The 14,866-nt window shown below is 64.7% G+C and carries 17 protein-coding genes; 13 read left to right on the top strand and 4 right to left on the bottom strand.

Going from position 1 to position 14,866, the window contains the following annotated elements; genetic code table 11:
• Positions 1–37 precede the first annotated feature (37 nt).
• Positions 38–1,267: a dienelactone hydrolase family protein gene (locus NRS07_RS13820; RefSeq protein WP_259207862.1), complete on the bottom strand. Its 1,230-nt coding sequence runs from the start codon at positions 1,265–1,267 to the stop codon at positions 38–40.
• A gap of 248 nt (positions 1,268–1,515) precedes the next feature.
• On the opposite strand from NRS07_RS13820, the gene NRS07_RS13815 reads away from it, so the two are divergent.
• Complete coding sequence (locus NRS07_RS13815) at positions 1,516–2,160, top strand: tRNA-uridine aminocarboxypropyltransferase (protein ID WP_259207860.1); 645 nt, start codon at positions 1,516–1,518, stop codon at positions 2,158–2,160.
• A 55-nt stretch (positions 2,161–2,215) separates the two neighbouring features.
• Positions 2,216–3,409, top strand: coding sequence for a PA0069 family radical SAM protein (locus tag NRS07_RS13810; RefSeq protein ID WP_259207859.1), 1,194 nt, complete (start codon positions 2,216–2,218; stop codon positions 3,407–3,409).
• A gap of 101 nt (positions 3,410–3,510) precedes the next feature.
• On the opposite strand, the gene NRS07_RS13805 is transcribed toward NRS07_RS13810, so the two are convergent.
• From NRS07_RS13805 to NRS07_RS13795, 3 genes are all read right to left on the bottom strand, one after another.
• Complete coding sequence (locus NRS07_RS13805) at positions 3,511–4,008, bottom strand: YciI family protein (protein WP_259207858.1); 498 nt, start codon at positions 4,006–4,008, stop codon at positions 3,511–3,513.
• Between the two features lie 81 nt (positions 4,009–4,089).
• Positions 4,090–4,668, bottom strand: coding sequence for a gamma-glutamylcyclotransferase (locus tag NRS07_RS13800; protein WP_259207856.1), 579 nt, complete (start codon positions 4,666–4,668; stop codon positions 4,090–4,092).
• A gap of 45 nt (positions 4,669–4,713) precedes the next feature.
• Positions 4,714–5,625 carry a LysR family transcriptional regulator gene (locus tag NRS07_RS13795; RefSeq protein ID WP_259207855.1) on the bottom strand — a complete coding sequence of 304 codons (912 nt, stop codon included), beginning with the start codon at positions 5,623–5,625 and terminating at the stop codon, positions 4,714–4,716.
• Positions 5,626–5,734: 109 nt separating this feature from the next.
• Here NRS07_RS13795 and NRS07_RS13790 point away from each other — a divergent pair, with 109 nt between their 5' ends.
• The 11 genes from NRS07_RS13790 to NRS07_RS13740 all read left to right on the top strand — a co-directional run bounded on the left by NRS07_RS13790 (position 5,735) and on the right by NRS07_RS13740 (position 14,859).
• Positions 5,735–6,769, top strand: a complete 1,035-nt coding sequence (locus tag NRS07_RS13790; protein WP_259207853.1) for a fumarylacetoacetate hydrolase family protein — start codon at positions 5,735–5,737, stop codon at positions 6,767–6,769.
• Positions 6,766–7,410, top strand: a complete 645-nt coding sequence (gene maiA / locus NRS07_RS13785; RefSeq protein WP_259207851.1) for a maleylacetoacetate isomerase — start codon at positions 6,766–6,768, stop codon at positions 7,408–7,410. Before NRS07_RS13790 ends, maiA begins: the two co-directional genes overlap by 4 nt.
• Positions 7,411–7,499: 89 nt before the next feature.
• The gene (locus NRS07_RS13780) at positions 7,500–8,270 is read left to right on the top strand and encodes a uracil-DNA glycosylase (protein WP_259207850.1); all 771 of its coding nucleotides are present in this window, start codon (positions 7,500–7,502) and stop codon (positions 8,268–8,270) included.
• 199 nt (positions 8,271–8,469) lie between these two features.
• Positions 8,470–8,973 carry a Fe-S cluster assembly transcriptional regulator IscR gene (gene iscR / locus NRS07_RS13775; protein WP_259207848.1) on the top strand — a complete coding sequence of 168 codons (504 nt, stop codon included), beginning with the start codon at positions 8,470–8,472 and terminating at the stop codon, positions 8,971–8,973.
• Positions 8,973–10,229: an IscS subfamily cysteine desulfurase gene (locus NRS07_RS13770; protein ID WP_259207847.1), complete on the top strand. Its 1,257-nt coding sequence runs from the start codon at positions 8,973–8,975 to the stop codon at positions 10,227–10,229. Before iscR ends, NRS07_RS13770 begins: the two co-directional genes overlap by 1 nt.
• 98 nt (positions 10,230–10,327) lie before the next feature.
• Complete coding sequence (gene iscU, locus NRS07_RS13765) at positions 10,328–10,717, top strand: Fe-S cluster assembly scaffold IscU (RefSeq protein WP_259207844.1); 390 nt, start codon at positions 10,328–10,330, stop codon at positions 10,715–10,717.
• Positions 10,718–10,746: 29 nt separating this feature from the next.
• Positions 10,747–11,070: an iron-sulfur cluster assembly protein IscA gene (iscA, locus tag NRS07_RS13760; RefSeq protein ID WP_259207841.1), complete on the top strand. Its 324-nt coding sequence runs from the start codon at positions 10,747–10,749 to the stop codon at positions 11,068–11,070.
• Positions 11,071–11,086: 16 nt separating this feature from the next.
• Positions 11,087–11,602, top strand: coding sequence for a Fe-S protein assembly co-chaperone HscB (gene hscB / locus NRS07_RS13755; protein WP_259213243.1), 516 nt, complete (start codon positions 11,087–11,089; stop codon positions 11,600–11,602).
• Positions 11,603–11,628: 26 nt separating this feature from the next.
• Positions 11,629–13,518 carry a Fe-S protein assembly chaperone HscA gene (gene hscA / locus NRS07_RS13750; RefSeq protein WP_259207838.1) on the top strand — a complete coding sequence of 630 codons (1,890 nt, stop codon included), beginning with the start codon at positions 11,629–11,631 and terminating at the stop codon, positions 13,516–13,518.
• A gap of 71 nt (positions 13,519–13,589) precedes the next feature.
• Positions 13,590–13,931: an ISC system 2Fe-2S type ferredoxin gene (fdx, locus tag NRS07_RS13745; protein ID WP_259207837.1), complete on the top strand. Its 342-nt coding sequence runs from the start codon at positions 13,590–13,592 to the stop codon at positions 13,929–13,931.
• A gap of 19 nt (positions 13,932–13,950) precedes the next feature.
• Positions 13,951–14,859: an SAM-dependent methyltransferase gene (locus tag NRS07_RS13740; protein WP_259207835.1), complete on the top strand. Its 909-nt coding sequence runs from the start codon at positions 13,951–13,953 to the stop codon at positions 14,857–14,859.
• Positions 14,860–14,866: the final 7 nt, after the last annotated feature.

Genomic DNA, 14,866 nt, shown 5'->3' with positions numbered 1-14,866 from the left:
CGCAAACGTGGGTGCTGCCGCCCACCCTGCGCGCAGCTTAATGGGTGGCCTTGTTGCCGCCGATCGACGTGCTCGCCGCCGAGCCGGCCGTATCCGGTGTCGGCACCGGCGTCACGGCGGCCGTGACGGCCGCTTTCTCGGCCTGGTCGAGGCGCTCGCCGCTCCACACTACGTAGTCGTCGACCGAATACAGGCGGCAAGGTTCGGTGCTCTTGGCGGTGCAGGTGGCCAGCGCGCGGCCATCCGGGTCTTCGCCTTCTTCGGCCCAGGTCCAGGCACCGCTTGGCGAAAGCGCGAACGCGCGCGGCGTCATCTTGCCGAGATATTCCTGGTAGGCACGACGGCCGTTCTCCGACAGGAAAGGCACGGCGTCGATGTCGTCGATCCTGGCATAGTCGGTGCGGGTAGGGCTCGGCGGCGGCGGCACTTCATGCAGGACCTCGGTCGGCATGCCGACCTGCTGCAGGAACTGCAGGGTGTCGGCCAGCCATGCCTTCTCGCCGTCACGGCTGGCGAGCATGCCGTGCGAATCGCGCTTGAAGGCGGCCAGTTCGACCAGACGCCCGCGCCCTCCTGCCTGCTCGAAGGCGGCGTGCATGCGCTGCGCCAGTGCGGGGCCGAACAGCGAATCGTTGGCGCCATAGATCCACAAGGATGGCAGCGTGGCCTTGGCGCCGTAGTCGGCGAACGCCGTTACCAGCGCCGAACGCCAGGCGCAGCGATTGCTGTCGTCGCGCAGGCCACCGGCGAAGTTGATCAGGCCACGCACGCCCTGCAGTTCGCGGGCGCCCAGGGCGATCGTCGCCAGGCCGCCATAAGACTGGCCGGCCACCACGATGCGCTGCGCGTCAACCCATGGCTGGCGGCGCGCATAGGCGAGGGTGGACGCAATGTCGTCGGCCTGGGTATAGCCGTTGGCTGTCATGTTGCAGCCATGGTCACGGTAGCGGCCGGTCGAATTGGCAAAACCCTGGCGCATCGGCACCATCACCGCGTAGCCGCGTTTCACGAAGGCCCTGGCCATGTGATAGAAGCGGTCGCGCGCCTGCAGGCTGGGGCGACCGGGCTCCTTGCCGTGATTGATGACGATGAGGGGAAAGGGGCCGGGGCCGTTGGGCCGGAACACCGTGGTCTCGAGCATGGCACGGTGCTCGGCGCCGGCCGGCACCTGGACGATGTGCTCGTTCATCCGGTGGTCGAGTTGCAACTCGTGCTGCACGGCGCTACAGGGAAGCATGGCAAGCGCGGCCAGGACGGCAGCGATCATGTTGCGAAGCGAAGGGCGGGGGACCATGGTGACTCTGTCTGCGTGCGTAAAGAACCTAGCGTTCGAAATAATTGCCGTGAGGCATAACTTGATTCTAGGTACGCGAGATGTCCAGAGCAATATCCGTTTAACCAACTCTTGAGCTAAATTTTTGCGGCGTGCAAAGATGACCACGCCCCGGCCGGCGGGCGTGCGTTTTCGTGTACGGTTATCATGCGAACCTGGCAACCAGACAGAAAAATGATCGGATGAGCAAGGACCCACCCCGGCGCCAGCACTGCGCCACCTGCCTGCGCGCGCAGTCGGCCTGCATCTGCCGCTGGATCACGCGCGTCGACACGCGCGCGGCGCTGCTGGTGTTGCAGCATCCGCTGGAAGTGGCCAACGCCAAGAACAGCGCACGCCTGCTGCACCTGAGCGTGACGGGCAGCGTGCTGGCCGTGGGCGAAGCCTTCGAGGCGGGTGCGCTGGAGGCCTTGCTGCATGCGGGCAGGCGGGTGCCGGTGCTGCTGTATCCCGCCACGCCGGACGATGCCAACCTGGCCGAGCCACCGCCCTGGGCGCCCCCCGACGCCGGCCGGGTGCGCCTGGTGGTACTGGATGCGACCTGGCGCAAGAGCCGCAAGATGCTGTACCTGAATCCTGCACTGCAAGCATTGCCGCGGCTGGCGCTGGCGGATGTGGCGCCGTCGAAGTACCGCATCCGCAAGGCGCACGCGCCGCACCAGCTTTCGTCGCTGGAAGCGGCCGCGCTGGCACTGGCCAGGCTCGAGGGCGAGGGCGAGGGCGAGGGCGAGGGCGAGGGCGCGCGTTTGGCGCCGCTACTCGATGCCTTCGAGGGCTTCGTGCAGCAGCAAGCCGCCTATGTGGCGCACCCCCCACGGCGCACTTGAGTTTCGTGCAGCGCTGGCGTAGGATGCTGTATAAATATACAGTACTGGAGCCGCCATGCCCGATGTCGATCCCGATGTCGATCTCGTTCGCGATCTCGATCCCGATCTCGATGCCGATCGGCAGCCAATCCGAGGCCCAATTCCGCTCGCGGTGCACAAGGGGCGCGGCGCGGTATCAAACATGCAAGGGCGCTACGAGGTCAATCGCCGTGAACAGTTCGACGATGGCTGGGAGCGCGAAGAAGCGATCGCGGCCAGCGTCCGCACCGTTGTTACCGAAGAGCACGCCAAGACCATCCTGACACGCAACAGCTCGCCCGACATTCCGTTCAATGTGTCGCTCAATCCCTACCGGGGCTGCGAGCACGGCTGCATTTATTGCTTCGCGCGTCCGACCCACAGCTTTCTAGGCTTGTCTCCGGGGCTCGATTTCGAATCCCGTCTGGTCGCCAAGGTCAACGCAGCCGAGCTGTTGCGGCGCGAACTGGCCAGGCCTGGCTACGTGCCCGAGCCCATCGCCATCGGCGTCAACACCGACGCTTACCAGCCCTGCGAGCGCGCGCTGCGGCTCACGCGCCAGGTCCTCGAAGTACTCAGCCAGTGCCAGCACCCGGTCGGGCTCATTACCAAGTCGGCGCTGATCGAGCGCGACATCGACCTGCTCGCTCCCATGGCGTCAAGGGGGCAGGCCTGCGCTGCGATCACCCTGACCACGCTCGACCCGCAGATCGCACGTACGCTCGAACCGCGCGCAGCCGCTCCGGCGCGGCGCCTGCGCGCGATCCGCACCCTTGCCGACGCGGGCATCCCGGTCAGCGTCAGCGTGGCGCCGATCATTCCCTTTGTCACCGAGCCGGAGATCGAAAAAATCCTGGAAGCGGCGCGCGACGCCGGCGCGGTCGGCGCGCACTACGTGGTGCTGCGCTTGCCGCACGAGGTCAATCCGCTTTTCCAGCAGTGGCTGCGAGCCCATTTTCCTGAGCGGGCGCAGCGCGTGATGAACCGCGTGCGCGACCTGGGCGGCGGCAAAGACTATGACAGCGATTTCGGCAAGCGCATGCAAGGCGAGGGCATCTGGGCCGACCTGATCCGCCAGCGCTTCACCCGGGCGGTGGCGCGACTGGGGATGGGCCAGTTGCGCGGGCGCTTCGGGCGGCTCGACGGCTCGCAGTTTTGCAAGCCGGTGCTGGTGCCGGCGGCGCGGCGCCACGCAAGCAACAAAGGGGCGGGGCAGCTCGATCTGTTCTGAGAAACCGCCGCAACGGTTGTTTGGGTCGATCCCGCGCCGCCAGGCCCGTCGCGGGGAACCATCCGTCGTGCCGAAGACGGCCCACCCCGGGAAGCGTCCGTTTAATGTTTCTTTTCGATCCTGTTGTGTAGATCGTTAACTGCCATCAAGGCCGCGGAACTATAGAACACATGGTATTCAGCCACCATTTCGCCCTTGACGATCACCGGGTCGGCGTCGACATAGGCCTTGGCCTGCGCCAACTCCGGGGTCGCCAAAATAAAGATGCCACGACGACCTTCCTTGCCGTCCAGGGGGCCGGCAACGGCAAGTTTCTTCTCGGCCGCCAACTTTTTGATGTTCGCAAAGTGACCCTCGAACATCGTCGCGCGTTCGGCCTTGTCGGTGACCTTGTTCGGACCGGTCTTGAGGATCACCAGGACATACTTGCGCATGCCCTGGTCGTTGCCCCCGAGCGAGCTGGCCAGTTCGGCGTCGTAGGCTGGTGCCGCCGGGGCCTGCCCGTGCGGCGCCGCGTCGGCGGCCCCGGTTTGCGCGGCCATCGGCGGCAGTGCCGCCAGCGCCAGTGCACCTGCTACCAGCATCTTTTTCGTTAGCATTCCATGTTCTCCGGTAATGGCGCGCGACCAGCACGCGCTGGTTATCGCTGGCGATCGTTGGCGATCATTGGCGATCATTGTTTAAGTGAGCTGTTGCGCGAGCAGTTCGCCGAGATGGCGTTCGATCGCAAACACGTGGGCGTCTGGCTTGTCGAGCTCGCGCAGGGCTTGCGCCAGCGCCAGCAGGTAGTCGCTATTGGGGCCGCTCGGGCCGCGCGCGCCGGCGATCTGGCGTGCGATGTCACGTTCGTCCGCCGCTCCGAGAAAGGCCGCATTCTCGTGGGTGGCGATGTACACGATGCCTTCGATGGCGCTGCCGTCCTCGAAGCCGATGTCGGTGGCCAGGCGCAGGTAGCCGTTCTTCTCGCGGTGGTCGAGATGGGCGAATTCTTCGGGGGTGACCAGATAGGCCATGCCGTGGCAGGTCGCACCGAGCTCGGGTACCAGGGTCACCACGCGCCCGGGTGCGCTTTCGGTGCCGCGGTGGTCGTGCGAGCCTTGCCAGAAACGTCGGCTCCAGTTGCCGATGCTGGCGGGACGGCGCTCAATGAAGGGGAAGTCGGCCTTGAAGATCAGCGAGCCGTAGCCGAACAGCCAGACGCTGTCATGGCGGTCGAAGCGGTCCATCCGGCGGTTGATCGCGATGGTGTCGTGAGACATGGGTAGCGTGGGCGACAAAATAAGCCGCCCATTGTAGCGTGCCCGCTAGCGCTGCGTCGGCTCGACGAACCCGTGCAAAAATTGTATGAAGCTCTCGGCGGCAGGCGACAGCGAGCGTCCCGGGCGGGTGTAGACAAAGAAGCGCCGGCTCAGCACCGGCTCCTCGAGCGGGCGCATGACCAGTCCGTACAGCTTGGCCAGCGGCTCGGCATAGGGCAGGCAGACCGTGATGCCCAGGCCGGCGCTGGCCATCGCCAGCGCGGTGGTCATGAAGGTTACTTCCTTGGCCGGCTTGACCGGCACTTCGCGCAAGGAAATGTCGAGCGAGGCATGGACTTCGCCCAGCAGGCGCTCGGTGAACTGCCCCTGTAGCGAAATGAAAGGATAGCGCGCCACGTCTTTCCAGGTGACGCGCTGCTGCCCGTCGAGTGCGTGCCCCTTCGGGTACACCAGCGCGAACGGCATCTCGAACAGCAGGCGCGCATCGAGCGGCGGCGCAGGTTCGCGCTCGGGGCCGATACCAAAGTCGGCCTCGCCCGAGAGCACGCGCGCAATCACGCTCTCGACTCCGGTGTCGCCCAGGTGTACCTCGATATCGGGCCAGGCCTGGCGGTAGGCGGCGATCACACCGGGCAGCAGGGTGCACGACAGTAGTTGCGGCGCGGCGATACGGACGATGCCTTTTTTCAGGCGCGTGTGGTCGGCCACGTTCGCCAGTGCGCCGTCGAGATCGTCGATCATCTGGCTAAACAGCGGATAGAGCTCGCGGCCAATGTCGGTTAGCACAATCCGGCGCGTGCTGCGGTCGACCACCTTGGCCTCGAGCGTCTGTTCGAGTTCCTTGATCAAACCCGAAAGCGCAGACTGCGTCACGTGCATGCTTTGGGCTGCAAGCGTAAAGTTACCCGTCTTGGCCAGGGCGACGAAGGCGCGCATCTGGCGCAGGGTCGGGTTCATGCCGGGGCATTCATAAGATAGTCTGATAAATCGGCTGAAAAATACTGTTTGTATGATAGTTCGTTTTGAATTGTAATGGCGAAATGCAATCACACCTGAAGGAAGCGCAATGAAACTCGCCACCCGCAAGACAGGCGGCCGCGACGGCACGCTGGTCGTCGTCAGCCGCGACCTGGTTACTTGCCAGGCCGTCCCCAAGATCGCCGCCACCATGCAGGCAGCGCTGGACGACTGGGACCACGTCGCGCCGCAGCTCAAGAAAGTCTACGAGCGGCTCAACGCCGGCACCGCCGACAAGGCCGAGTCGTTCATCGAGCAGGCCTGCCATTCGCCGCTGCCACGCGCCTATCAGTGGTGCGACGGATCGGCCTATATCAATCACGTCGAGCTGGTGCGCAAGGCGCGGGGCGCCGAGGTGCCGGCGTCGTTCTACACCGATCCGCTGATGTACCAGGGCGGCTCGGACAGTTTCGTGGGCCCATGCGACCCGATCGCGGTGCTCTCCGAAGAATGGGGCGTCGATCTGGAGGCCGAAGTGGCGGTGGTGCTAGGTGACGTACCGATGGGCGCCACCCTCGAAGAAGCGGCCGATGCGATCCGCCTGGTGATGCTGGTGAACGATGTCTCGCTGCGCAACCTGATTCCAAACGAGCTGGCCAAGGGCTTCGGCTTCTACCAGTCCAAGCCGGCCAGCGCGTTTTCGCCAGTGGCGGTCACGCCCGACGAACTGGGCGCGGCCTGGGCCGATGCCAAGCTGCATCTGCCGATCCAGGTCACGCTCAACGACCGGGCATTCGGCCGCCCGAACGCCGGCGAAGACATGACCTTCAGCTTCGCCCACCTGGTCGCGCACGCGGCCATGACCCGCGAGCTCGGTGCGGGCAGCATCATCGGCTCGGGCACCGTGTCGAACAAGCAGGGCGGCCTGCACGGCTCGAGCATCGAAAACGGCGGCGTCGGCTATTGCTGCCTGGCCGAAGTGCGCATGTACGAGACCATCGAGGGCGGCAAGCCGCGCACGCCTTACCTGAGCTTTGGCGATACCGTACGCATCGAGATGCTCGACGAGAGCGGCGCCAGCATCTTTGGCGCCATCGACCAGGAAGTGACGCCTTATCACCGCAAGGACCGGAGGCCGGCATGAAGCTCTATACCTATTTTCGCAGCTCGGCCGCGTACCGGGTGCGCATTGCGCTGAACCTGAAGGCGCTGGACTACGAGGCGGTGCCGGTGCACCTGGTGCGCGGCGGCGGCGAGCACCAGAGCGACGCCTATCGCGCCGTCAATCCCAGCGCCCTGGTGCCGGCGCTCGAAGACGACGCGCTGGTGCTGAGCCAGTCGATGGCGATCCTCGAATACCTCGAAGACGCCTATCCGGCGGTCGCCCTGCTGCCGAAAGACGCCATCGGGCGGGCACGGGTGCGCGAACTGGCGCAGATCATCGCCTGCGACATCCATCCGCTCAACAACCTGCGCGTGCTGAATTATCTCGTCAAGCATCTGGGCCAGTCCGACCAGGCCAAGACCGACTGGTACCGCCATTGGGTGATCGAAGGCTTCGGCGCGCTCGAGGCGCACCTGGCGCGCAACCCCTGTACCGGCAGCTTCTGCTACGGCGATCGCCCGAGCATGGCCGACTGCTTCCTGGTGCCGCAGGTGTTCAATGCCCAGCGTTTCGATGTCGACCTGGAAGCCTACCCGACGATCGCGCGCATCAACAGCCTGTGCGCCGACTTGCCGGCGTTCCAGGCGGCCCATCCGGCGCGCCAGGGCGACGCCGAGTAGCCGGCGCGGGAGAGCGGGGGCGGAGCGGGGGCGAGCGCCTGGGCCGGCGCCTGCGTTACAATCGCGCCTTCCGCGCCTGGCCTTTTTTCATGTTACCTCATCCCATTCCTCAGTCGATCCGCGACGCCCTCGACCGGGTCGACGTTTCCTGGCGACCCGTGCTTGAAGCCGGCCTGCAGGCCGTTGCCGCCGCCGCTCCAGACTACCTGCCGCAACTTGCCGCAAGCGACTACCTGCCCACCCAGGGCCGCCTTTTCGCCGCTTTTGCCCAGCCGCTGGACATGGTGCGCTACGTGTTGGTCGGAGAAGGACCCTATCCGCGCGCCGCCAGCGCGACCGGGGTCTGCTTCATGGACGGCGCCGTCGGGCAGATCTGGAGCGATGGCGGCCTGTCCAAGCCGGTCAACCGCGCCACGTCGCTGCGCAATTTCATGAAAATGCTGCTGGTGGCCGATGGCCAGTTGCAGGCTGACGACTGCGGCGGCGCCGCCCTGGCCCCGGTGGCAGCGCGCGCCCGCACCAACGGAACCATCCAGACCTTGCCCCAGCTGCAGGACAACCTGGCGCGCCAGGGCTTCCTGCTGCTGAACGCGGCACTGGTGTTTCGCTCGCAGGTGGCGCCGCTGGCCGACGCGCGCGCCTGGCAGCCCTTCTTGCAGACGGTGCTGGCCGCCCTGGCCAGCCGGCCGCAGCCGCCGACCCTGGTGCTGTGGGGAAAAATCGCGGAACTGCTCAAGAAATTGCCCGAGACGGCGCGGCTGCCGCAGATCGTTGCCGAGCATCCCTACAATCTCTCGTTTATCGGGAACCAGCAGATGCACGCCCTGTTCGGGCCGATGCAATCGCTGCGCTTGCGCTAGCGGCGCTGCCAGGCGCCGCCCGAGGCGTCGCCCCTGGTGCAAAACAGGGCCCGCCAAGACAACAGGGTCAGGATTTGCTATACTTGACTAAATCATTCAACTACTCGGGTCATTCTAGTTGGCAGCAGCAGAAACTGGATTGCTGCGGCGCACCGACAAGTTGAAAAGTAACAAAATTTTATTGTTCACCGGGGTTGTGATGCGTCTGACCACCAAAGGCCGTTTTGCTGTTACTGCGATGATCGATCTTGCCCTGCGCCAGGGCCAGGGTCCGGTCACGCTGTCGGGCATCAGCCAGCGCCAGGCCATTTCGCTGTCCTACCTGGAGCAGCTGTTCGGCAAGTTGCGCCGCCACGCCATCGTCGAGTCAATCCGTGGCCCGGGCGGCGGCTACAGCCTGGCACGCAGCGCCGACAAGGTCACGGTGGCCGATATCATCATCGCGGTCGACGAGCCGCTCGACGCCACCCAGTGTGGCGGCAAAGAAAATTGTCATGGCGCCGACGCTGCTTCCGGCACCCGTTGCATGACCCACGAACTGTGGGCCACGCTCAACGCCAAGATGGTCGACTACCTCGATTCGGTGTCCCTGCAAGACCTGGTCGACCAGCAGAAGCAAAAAGAGCAGAACGTCGTGGTGCTGCACCGGCCCGCGGCGTCAGTTGTACCAAATTCAGAAAAAATTGAAACCGGAGTGAACTGATGAACGCGCCTTTGGACAAACAAACCGAGCACAGCTTTGTGACTGCGCCGCATTTCCCGATCTACATGGATTATTCGGCGACAACGCCGATCGATCCACGCGTGGCCGACAAGATGATTCCTTTCCTGCGCGAGCAGTTCGGCAATCCGGCTTCGCGCAGCCACATGTATGGCTGGACCGCGGAAGCGGCGGTCGAAGAGGCGCGTGCCCACGTGGCAGCCCTGGTCGGCGCCGATCCGCGCGAGATCATCTGGACTTCCGGCGCGACCGAGTCTAACAACCTGGCGCTCAAGGGTGCGGCCCAGTTCTACAAGAGCAAGGGCAAGCACATCATCACGGTCAAGACCGAGCACAAGGCCGTGCTCGATACCGTGCGCGAGCTCGAGCGCGTCGGTTTCGATGCAACCTATCTCGAACCGCAAGATAACGGCTTGATCACCGTCGAGCAGCTGGCCGCCGCGATTCGCCCGGACACCATCCTGGTCTCGGTCATGCTGGTCAATAACGAGATCGGCGTGATCCAGCCGATCGACGAGATCGGCGAGCTGTGCCGCTCGAAGGGCATCATCTTCCATTGCGACGCCGCGCAAGCGACGGGCAAGGTGGCGATCGACCTGAATAAAACCAAGTGCGACCTGATGACCTTCACCGCGCACAAGACCTATGGCCCGAAGGGCATTGGCGCCCTGTACGTGCGCCGCAAGCCGCGCGTGCGCCTCGAAGCGCAAATGCACGGCGGCGGCCACGAGCGCGGCCTGCGTTCGGGCACGCTGCCGACCCACCAGATCGCCGGCATGGGCGAAGCCTTCCGCATCGCCCGTGAAGAAATGGACACGGAACTGGTGCGCATCACCGCGCTGCGCGACCGCCTGGCCAAGGGCCTGATGGAGATCGAAGAAGCTTATGTCAATGGCGACATGGAGCACCGCGTGCCGCACAACCTGAACGTATCGTTCAACTACGTCGAGGGCGAGTCGCTGATCATGGCGATCAAGGACCTCGCCGTGTCGTCGGGTTCGGCCTGCACCTCGGCCAGCCTGGAGCCATCTTATGTACTGCGCGCCCTGGGCCGCAGCGATGAGCTGGCGCACAGCTCGATCCGTTTCACCATCGGCCGTTTCACGACCGAACAAGACATTGATTTCGCCATCAGCCTGCTGAAGTCGAAGGTCGGTAAATTGCGTGAACTGTCGCCGCTGTGGGACATGTTCAAGGAAGGGATCGACATCTCCTCGATTCAATGGGCAGCCCACTAATGAACCTCGCTAAACCTGCTGCGCGTCTCGGCCAACCTTGCTGCCGCTCGCTACGGTTTTTCAAGGTTCATTAATTTAAAAATTCAAGGAGCACTACCATGGCATATTCGGACAAAGTACTGGACCACTACGAAAACCCACGCAACGTCGGCGCCTTCGACAAGGGCGACGATGCAATCGGCACCGGCATGGTCGGCGCTCCGGCCTGCGGCGACGTGATGAAGCTGCAGATCAAGGTCAACGAGCAGGGCATGATCGAAGACGCGAAGTTCAAGACCTATGGCTGCGGTTCGGCCATCGCATCGAGCTCGCTCGTGACCGAATGGGTCAAGGGCAAGTCGCTCGACGAAGCGCTGTCGATCAAGAACACCCAGATCGCCGAAGAACTGGCGCTGCCGCCGGTGAAGATCCACTGCTCGATCCTGGCCGAAGACGCGATCAAGGCCGCCGTGGCCGACTACAAAGCCAAGCACGCCGCGAAGGCGTAACGAGTCCTACAGATACTGGAGCCAAGCTGATGGCAATCACCCTGACTGAAAAAGCCGCGAAACACGTCAACCGTTACCTCGAGCGCCGGGGCAAGGGCATCGGCTTGCGCTTTGGTGTGCGCACGACCGGCTGCTCCGGCCTGGCCTACAAGCTCGAATATGTCGACGAGATGACCCCTGAAGACCAGGTCTTCGAGTCGCATGGCGTGCGGGTCTTCGTCGACCCGAAGAGCCTGGCCTATATCGACGGCACCGAACTGGACTTCGCGCGCGAAGGCCTGAACGAAGGCTTCCGCTTCAACAACCCGAACGTCAAGGACAACTGCGGCTGTGGCGAAAGCTTCCGCATTTGAGCGCGCCCGCCAGATGATGCAGAACCACTTCGAGCTGTTCCAGCTGCCGGCCCGTTTCGCGCTCGATACCGACGCGCTCGACGCGGCTTACCGCGAGGTGCAGGGGCGCGTGCATCCGGATCGCTTCGTCAATGCCACCGACGCCGAAAAGCGCGTCGCGATGCAGTGGGCCACGCGCGCCAACGAGGCTTACCAGACCCTGCGGTCTGCGCAAAAGCGCGCGCAATACCTGTGCGAGATCAACGGTGTCGATTTGCAGACCGAATCGAACACCGCGATGCCGGCCGCCTTCCTGATGCAGCAGATGGAGTGGCGCGAGGAGCTCGACGATGCGCGGGCCGCGCAAGACCCCGGCGCGCTCGACGCGCTCGACGCCCAGGTGCGGCGCGAGCGCAAGCGCATGCTCGAGCAGGTCGGCACGCAGCTCGATGCGGGCGACTTCCAGGGCGCCGCGCAGGGCGTGCGCGCGATGATGTTCCTCGATAAGTTTGGAGCCGATATCCAGTACGCGTTCGAGGCGATCGAACCGTAAAGAAAAATAAACAGGTAACACGACATATGGCACTACTCCAAATCGCCGAACCCGGCATGTCCACCGCCCCCCACCAGCACCGCCTGGCGGTCGGCATCGACCTGGGCACCACCAATTCGCTGGTCGCCACCGTGCGCAACAGCATTCCGGAAGTGCTGAGCGACGAAGACGGCCGCCAGTTGCTGCCATCGGTCGTGCGCTACCTGGCCAACGGCAATGCCAACATCGGCCACAAGGCGCAGGCGCACCAGACCACCGACCCCAAGAACACCGTGGTCTCGGTCAAGCGCTTCATGGGCCGCGGGCTGAAAGACATTGCCCACGCCGAGAACCTGCCGTACGATTTCGTCGACTCTCCCGGCATGGTGCAGATCAATACCGTGGCCGGCATCAAGAGCCCGGTCGAGACCTCGGCCCAGATCCTGGCCACGCTGCGCCAGCGCGCCGAAGATGCGCTCGGCGACGAGCTGGTCGGCGCGGTCATCACCGTGCCCGCCTATTTCGACGACGCCCAGCGTCAGGCCACCAAAGATGCGGCCCAGCTGGCCGGCATCAATGTGCTGCGCCTGCTGTCGGAGCCGACCGCCGCGGCCATCGCCTATGGCCTCGACCATGCCAAGGAAGGCATCTACGCCGTGTACGACCTGGGCGGCGGCACCTTCGACATCTCGATTCTTAAATTGTCCAAGGGCGTGTTCGAAGTGCTGTCCACCGGCGGCGACTCGGCCCTGGGCGGCGACGATTTCGACCACCGCCTGTTCTGCTGGATCACCGAGCAGGCCAAACTGGCGCCCTTGTCGGACCACGATACCGCGACCCTGATGGTCAAGGCGCGCCAGGCCAAGGAACAGCTCTCGACCAATGACGAGACCACCATCGAAGCGATCCTGAAGTCGGGCGAGCTGGTGCAGGTGACCATTCAGGCCCATACCTTCGCCGAGATCACCAGGCACCTGGTCGGCAAGACCATGAACGCGATCCGCAAGGCCATGCGCGACGCCGATGTGTCGGTCGAAGACGTCGATGGCGTGGTGATGGTCGGCGGCGCGACGCGCATGCCGCACGTGCGCCGCGCGGTGACCGAGTTCTTCCATACCATTCCGCACGCGAACATCGACCCCGACAAGGTGGTGGCGCTGGGCGCGGCGATCCAGGCCAACCTGCTGGCCGGTAACCGCGCCGAGGGCGACGACTGGCTGCTGCTGGACGTGACCCCGCTGTCGCTCGGCATCGAGACGATGGGCGGCCTGGTCGAGAAAATCATCCCGCGCAATTCGACCATTCCGTGCGCACGTGCGCAGGAGTTCACCACCTTCAAGGATGGCCAGACCGCCCTGGCCGTGCACGTGGTGCAGGGCGAGCGCGAGCTGGTGTCGGATTGCCGTTCGCTGGCGCGCTTCGAGCTGCGCGGCATTCCGCCGATGGCGGCCGGCGCCGCGCGCATCCGCGTGACCTACCAGGTTGACGCCGATGGCCTGCTGTCGGTGTCGGCGCGCGAAACCCGCTCGGGTGTGGAAGCCTCGATCACCGTCAAGCCCTCGTATGGCCTGGGCGACGACGAGGTGGCGCGCATGCTGCAGGATTCGTACAGCTCGGCGCAGGGCGACATGCAGATGCGCGCGCTGCGCGAAGAGCAGGTCGAGGCCGAGCGCATCCTGCTGGCCACGCAGGCGGCACTCGACAGCGATGCCGACTTGCTGGCCGCTGCCGAACAGCAGGCGCTGGCCGCCCTGATGCAGGGCGTACGCGACGCCATCGCGCGCTCGAACGACACGGCGCTTGACGCCGGACAGCGCCAGGACGCGCTGCACGCGGCCGTGCAGGCGCTGGCCCAGGGCACCGACGAATTCGCCGCGCGCCGGATGGACAAGAGCGTGCGCAAGGCGCTGGCCGGCAAGTCGCTGGACGCAATCTAGGCAAGTTCTATAGGTGGGGTAGCCGGTAGCCCCGGCCACCCTACGCAAAAAATCATTACGAGGTAATCCAAGTGCCACAAATCGTCATTCTCCCCCATCCGGTGCTGTGCCCTGACGGCGCCGTGCTGGAATCCCCGGCCGGCAAATCGGTCTGCGACGTGCTGCTCGAGAACGATATCGAGATCGAGCACGCCTGCGACCGCGTCAGCGCCTGCACCACCTGCCACGTGATCGTGCGCGAAGGCTACGACTCGCTCAACGAGCCGCAGGAAACCGAAGAAGACATGCTCGACAAGGCCTGGGGCCTGGAGCCGCATTCGCGCCTGTCTTGCCAGGCCATCGTCGCCGGCCAGGACCTGGTGGTCGAGATCCCGAAATACACGATCAACCACGCGGCCGAGAAGAGCCACTGAACGGAGCCGGCTGGTATCGATGAAGCGCGCACACCACAACACCACACCCCCGGCGGTGGCGGAACTGCCGCCCGAAGTTCGCCCCGGCCAGTCGGCCGAGCTGCTCAAGGAGCTGCATATCCTGACGCGCGACGGCAAGCTGAACCAGGACAGCCGGCGCAAGCTGAAACAAGTCTACCACCTGTACAACTTCATCGAACCGCTGCTCAAGGATGTCCAGCAAGGCAAGCAGGGCGTCTCGCTGGTCGACCATGGCGCCGGCAAGTCCTATCTCGGCTTCATCCTGTACGACCTGTTCTTCAAGGGGCTGGACCCTGGCGCGCACATCTACGGCATCGAGACGCGCGAAGAGCTGGTGCAGAAATCCACCGAACTGGCGGCGCGCCTGGGCTTTAGCGGCATGTCCTTCCTGCCGCTGTCGGTGGCCGAGTCGACCACGTCTGGCCGGCTGCCTGCGAGCATCGATATCGTCACCGCGCTGCACGCCTGCAACACCGCCACCGACGACGCCATCGATTTCGCGCTCAAGAAAAAAGCCAAGCACATGGTGCTGGTGCCGTGCTGCCAGGCCGAGATCGCGACCGTGCTGCGCAAGAACAAGGGCAAGGACCTGGGCCGCAGCGCGCTCACCGAGATCTGGCGCCACCCGATCCACACCCGCGAATTCGGCAGCCAGCTGACCAACGTGCTGCGCTGCCTGCAGCTCGAGGCGCACGGCTACCAGGTGACGGTAACCGAGCTGGTAGGCTGGGAACACTCGATGAAAAACGAGCTGATCGTGGCGACCTACAAGAACCTGCCGCGGCGCCGTCCGGCCGAGCGCTTGCGCGAGGTGCTGGCCGAGCTGGGGCTGAGCGAAATGGAACAGCGTTTCTATACCCCACAGGCGGCGCCTGCCGAAGCGGCCGACGCAGTCAACCCCGAATAAGGACGAC

It is taken from the genome of Massilia sp. H6 (assembly GCF_024802625.1).
GTDB lineage: Bacteria > Pseudomonadota > Gammaproteobacteria > Burkholderiales > Burkholderiaceae_D > Telluria.
The sequence above is the reverse complement of the archived record's forward strand: the minus strand, read 5'-3'. Positions and strand labels throughout refer to the sequence as shown.

Bases quoted from the DNA above. Each gene is read 5' to 3' on its own strand.
- NRS07_RS13820 (WP_259207862.1), bottom strand. From the start codon at position 1,267: ATGATCGCTGCCGTCCTGGCCGCGCTTGCCATGCTTCCCTGTAGCGCC.
- NRS07_RS13815 (WP_259207860.1), top strand. From the start codon at position 1,516: ATGAGCAAGGACCCACCCCGGCGCCAGCACTGCGCCACCTGCCTGCGC.
- NRS07_RS13810 (WP_259207859.1), top strand. From the start codon at position 2,216: ATGCCCGATGTCGATCCCGATGTCGATCTCGTTCGCGATCTCGATCCC.
- NRS07_RS13805 (WP_259207858.1), bottom strand. From the start codon at position 4,008: ATGCTAACGAAAAAGATGCTGGTAGCAGGTGCACTGGCGCTGGCGGCA.
- NRS07_RS13800 (WP_259207856.1), bottom strand. From the start codon at position 4,668: ATGTCTCACGACACCATCGCGATCAACCGCCGGATGGACCGCTTCGAC.
- NRS07_RS13795 (WP_259207855.1), bottom strand. From the start codon at position 5,625: ATGAACCCGACCCTGCGCCAGATGCGCGCCTTCGTCGCCCTGGCCAAG.
- NRS07_RS13790 (WP_259207853.1), top strand. From the start codon at position 5,735: ATGAAACTCGCCACCCGCAAGACAGGCGGCCGCGACGGCACGCTGGTC.
- maiA (WP_259207851.1), top strand. From the start codon at position 6,766: ATGAAGCTCTATACCTATTTTCGCAGCTCGGCCGCGTACCGGGTGCGC.
- NRS07_RS13780 (WP_259207850.1), top strand. From the start codon at position 7,500: ATGTTACCTCATCCCATTCCTCAGTCGATCCGCGACGCCCTCGACCGG.
- iscR (WP_259207848.1), top strand. From the start codon at position 8,470: ATGCGTCTGACCACCAAAGGCCGTTTTGCTGTTACTGCGATGATCGAT.
- NRS07_RS13770 (WP_259207847.1), top strand. From the start codon at position 8,973: ATGAACGCGCCTTTGGACAAACAAACCGAGCACAGCTTTGTGACTGCG.
- iscU (WP_259207844.1), top strand. From the start codon at position 10,328: ATGGCATATTCGGACAAAGTACTGGACCACTACGAAAACCCACGCAAC.
- iscA (WP_259207841.1), top strand. From the start codon at position 10,747: ATGGCAATCACCCTGACTGAAAAAGCCGCGAAACACGTCAACCGTTAC.
- hscB (WP_259213243.1), top strand. From the start codon at position 11,087: ATGCAGAACCACTTCGAGCTGTTCCAGCTGCCGGCCCGTTTCGCGCTC.
- hscA (WP_259207838.1), top strand. From the start codon at position 11,629: ATGGCACTACTCCAAATCGCCGAACCCGGCATGTCCACCGCCCCCCAC.
- NRS07_RS13740 (WP_259207835.1), top strand. From the start codon at position 13,951: ATGAAGCGCGCACACCACAACACCACACCCCCGGCGGTGGCGGAACTG.